Here is a 3,590-nt window from a genome sequence, read left to right as displayed (position 1 = left end):
CCCTGAGGTCGAGGCGCAGGTCCGCTTCCCTCTTGTTGCCATCCACCCCATGACAATAAAAACAATTTTCCGAGAGAATAGGCCGGACATCCCGATTGAAATTAAGGGACTCTGCAAAAACCATCAAGGGCATGCAAAACACAAGCAAATATGGAAACAGACTGGGCATCTTTTTTATAACACTCCATTGTCCTTGGAGTCACAATTATTTATTGTTTTTTTTTGCGTTTAAGACCTGTTGATTTGCGTCATGCAAAACACTTCATAAAACCAGCTCACCCAAGAAATTCATTGGGGGCGCTTCAAAGAATCAATTTTTATTACGTAAAGAAGGGGGACTGGCTAATCGCAGCAGCTAGTTCAGAATTTGACGCGTAAAGCACGCCCCTATGATTCATGAAGGTGGATTCCTTGCGATTGAGCTCAAGGGGTTGACCAAATACATCCGTCGCCCAGGCACCTGCTTCCTCAAAGATGCAGGCGGTGGCGGCATAATCCCAGAGGCTTCCCCCGCCCGCCTCGGGCTTGGGAAGCTTAAGGTGGCAACCGGGCCGGTTCTCCAGGGCATGCATAGCATTCATGACTGAACCACCAAACTGGATGGCTTGAATATCTTTAAGTCCACACTTCCGCCCAACTTCACTCAATGCATGGCACAAGGATGAGAATTGTGGGTGGGCCTCAAAACTTCGGTCATAAGTAAAAGTAAGGGTATCATGTCGGTCTGAGACCTTCCAATCTTGGCCATTTCTTTCCACCCCCTGCCCCTTAGCCGCCTGCCAAAGAACCTCGCTCACGGGATCATAGACCACACCGATTTGCGGAGATCCATCGCGGGCCACCAATCCAATCGATACGGCATATCCATTCTCCCCTTCACTAAATGCAAGGGTACCGTCCAGTGGGTCAATACACCAAAAATATTTCTTCTGGAAGCGGGAGCCATCGTCCTCGCTCTCTTCAGTAAGAAGGGCCAAATTATAAAGATCCATGCTTGGTCGAAGAACTTCAAGAATCGCATCCTGTGCTTTGCGGTCGACTTCTGTAACCACCTGAGATGCAAGAGAGTCTCCCCCTTTTTTGGAGAACACCTCCACTTCACTACCACAAAATCCTTGAATCACATTCCCAGCCGCCTGGGCAGCATGTTTGGCACACTGGGCCAGTTCACTTAAATCAAGATCTTGAGTCATACGTCATACGATTAAGGATTCGATCACTTGACTCGTTATCCGCTCACTATAATCGCTCAGTTTCCAGTGCCCGGGGCTCCAACCCTTCATGAATCGGTGAAAATCTACCCAGGCCACCCGGTAAAGGGGGCGCCAATCCGCTTCCAATTCATCAGCAGATATTTGGAGGTCTTCATTTTTAACAAGTTCCCGAATCTGAGAAAAATAAAAGTCTAGGGCCTCTTGCTCGATTTCCTCGGCATCCTCATCACGGAAACAACTGCCGACAAAATAAGCGAGGTCTTTCATCCCACACCCACCACCAATATATTGAAAATCAACCGCGGCAACTTCCGTGCCCTCCTCGTTAAAACAAAAGTTAGCCAACTTGGCATCGCCATGAACTAAAGTCTGATATTTTACATTATTTAATTTTTGGTCAATCGCCGAGGCAGCCTCTCGCAGACTGGCATCATCCAGGCGGGCGAGCTCATCGGGCCGGGTCTGCAAATGCCAATATGTGCCCGACTCCCATAAACCTTCGGTGGACTGATTCATATTTTCCAAATGAAAGGAGGCCAGCCAACGAACACACGCCTGCCACTCTGAACGGCTGATCAAGCTCCGGCGGCCAGCAAATCCGCTGGCATCCAGATCCTCGAGTACAAGCAATACTTGATCGCCCACCTTTTTTGTACCAAGGCAATAGGGTGTGCGGGCAAGTAAGGGTTCATCCCGATTACGAATAGACTCATACCAGTTGGTTTCGACTTGGTAGGATTTGAGTTTTCGCTGATGGGAGAGATCGGTGTTCCACCCGCGGGGGTGATCACCAACCTCAGGAATTACCTGCTTGGTAATAATTTGTTTGTACTCACTTCCAGATAACCTCCACCTTTCAATTTTCCCATAACCACTCCACAAAGACTGAATTATATCTTTGGAAGTATGTGTGCTTGCACGGGCACACTCCAAGACAAACTCTTCCACTTCATTGTTGGTCATAGGTTGTGACATGCATTCCATCTATACCCAATAAATTTGGGTGGATGAAACCTTTAATCGATTAGAGACTTCTCGCCGGTAGCAAAATTCTTTTTGATGGTCGCCCGGTCATATTCATCGCCCAATACAGTGTAGGCAACATAACTTAAGGTATCGCCCTCGACTGTGATTACCTGAAAGAACTGGGTCTGCTCCGCGGTTTTGTCCGAAACATATCCATCCGTTTGGTAGCTCTTTAATTGTTTTGGGTTGAGTGGATATTGTTTAGGTCCACTGACCGAGGTAATGTACATCGTACCAAATTGACTGGAGTCACCAACTTTTTCTCTCACAGGAATATGGCCACGAGCGTATGTATGGTCATGTCCATTTAAAACAAGATCCACTCCGTATTTATCTAAAATGGGTTTCCAATGATCTCGACCAAATTGAAAATTCCTACCGCTTGCGGGAGAAAATATAGAATGGTGGCAGGTAACAATTTTCCACTTCGCACTACAATCTTTTAGCTTTTCTTCGAGGTACTTGGTCTGTTGTTCTCGTTTCTCATTGGAATTAAGAACGATAATACGAATATCCTGATAATCTATGGTGTAGACAGTTTCGTGAAGTGATTCATCCAAATGATCCTCTACGGGCAATGTAAACTGAGGGCGCCACTGAATGGAAAGTTTCCTGGGAATACCTTTACCCGGATGCATAAACTCATGATTGCCCGCCACGGGAATGGCCGTCCATTGACTATGAAGAAAACCACCCGCTTTAAACCATTGGGCCCACTCATGATCACGGTGTGCTAAATTGATTAGATCTCCAGCATGAACCGCGAAGGAAGCATCAGGGGCGGTTTTATAAGCCATGCGTATGACTCTTGACCAATGATCGAGCACATCATTCTGAGCATCTCCAAAATAAACGAATTGGGATTTTCCATAACTGGACTTGGCCGTTTTAAATTGAATCCACTCAGACCAGAATTTTTGTCCATCTCCTACCCGATACACATAGGTGGTTTCGGGTTTTAAGTTTTTGAAAACGACACTGTGATTGTGAACAATCAGCGATGCATTACCTTTATGCTCACCCAAATCAAATGCCTCGGTTTGTGCGTCAAAAGAAACCGTCGAACTTTGAAACTTTGAATTCACTGTAGCTTCAGCAATCTGAGCAACTGCAGATGTAATACTTTTATCTGTCCTCCAAGTCACTGCTCGACTGGTGGCTGGATCCCCATGGAAAGTAAGAATAATCCTGTCCGGATCTTTACTTGGAACTTCCCAATGACGAAGACCTGAATGATCCTCGTGTGCGACCAGGAAACATAGACTGCCCAAAAAAAAGGCAAATAAGGTGAAGAACGGTTTATAATTCATAGGTTTATTTTTTAGTAAGATTTTAAGTAAGCAACCACGT

General features: G+C 46.0%; 3 protein-coding genes. All 3 read right to left on the bottom strand.

The window, feature by feature from the left end; genetic code table 11:
* Positions 1-320 precede the first annotated feature (320 nt).
* Positions 321-1,193, bottom strand: a complete 873-nt coding sequence (locus ACKPQ4_RS00240; RefSeq protein WP_407679199.1) for an inositol monophosphatase family protein — start codon at positions 1,191-1,193, stop codon at positions 321-323.
* 3 nt (positions 1,194-1,196) lie between these two features.
* Positions 1,197-2,189, bottom strand: coding sequence for a phosphotransferase (locus ACKPQ4_RS00235; RefSeq protein WP_407679198.1), 993 nt, complete (start codon positions 2,187-2,189; stop codon positions 1,197-1,199).
* A 41-nt stretch (positions 2,190-2,230) separates the two neighbouring features.
* Positions 2,231-3,590 (bottom strand): fibronectin type III domain-containing protein (locus ACKPQ4_RS00230; protein WP_407679197.1); only part of this gene is annotated, 1,360 nt, incomplete at its 5' end.

The sequence above is a fragment of the Candidatus Chordibacter forsetii genome (assembly GCF_964187505.1).
GTDB classification, from domain to species: Bacteria; Verrucomicrobiota; Verrucomicrobiia; order Opitutales; family Seribacteraceae; genus Chordibacter; species Chordibacter forsetii.
The sequence above is the reverse complement of the archived record's forward strand: the minus strand, read 5'-3'. Positions and strand labels throughout refer to the sequence as shown.